The organism is Paracoccus haeundaensis, from assembly GCF_006239215.1.
Lineage (GTDB): Bacteria > Pseudomonadota > Alphaproteobacteria > Rhodobacterales > Rhodobacteraceae > Paracoccus > Paracoccus marcusii.
Window position 1 is genome coordinate 1 of record NZ_VDDC01000123.1, and the last position, 573, is coordinate 573.

Below are 573 nucleotides of genomic sequence, written 5' to 3' on the forward strand. Positions count from 1 at the left end.
TGGTTCGAACGCTCTGGCCGCAGACGGATGCATGACCCGTCGTTCAGCCAGAGCCGACCCTTCTTTGGTTGCTTTTGAGGCACCTTCAGCCCCTCCCGCCGCCGTCGGACGCATGCGTCCGACCTCTCGACCCGTTTCACGTTCACCGCCCAACCGGCCTCGCGCAGAAGGGCGTCGCCGGTGGTCGCTCGGACCAGTGGCGCAACCACCGGCAACTCCGGCGGTATCCGTAGCGCCCATATTGCGAGGCGAGCGCGATGATGTCGGCCGTCAGGACGTTTTCATCGGTCCGTCCGCTCGGCACTTTCCGCTGTGTCGAGCGATGCTGCCCGAGCACGCGACAGGCGAGCCGTTCCGAGATCCGGAACTTCTGCCTGACATGCTCGATGCAAGCACGGCGGCGGGCAGGGCTCAGAAGTTTCCCGATGCGTTCGGCCCATGGGCCTCACCCCGAAGGATGAGCTTCTCGAGCGTCAAGTCAGAGACGGCCTTCCGCAGCCGCTCATTCTCCTTCTCCAGCTCCTTCAATCGCTTCACTTGGTCGGTTTTCAGCCCACCGAACTCCTTGCGCCA

The 573-nt window shown here is 64.0% G+C and carries 1 pseudogene; it reads right to left on the reverse strand.

Annotated elements, in window-relative coordinates:
* Nucleotides 1–573: pseudogene (locus FHD67_RS20285) on the reverse strand (transposase family protein); the annotation flags it as partial.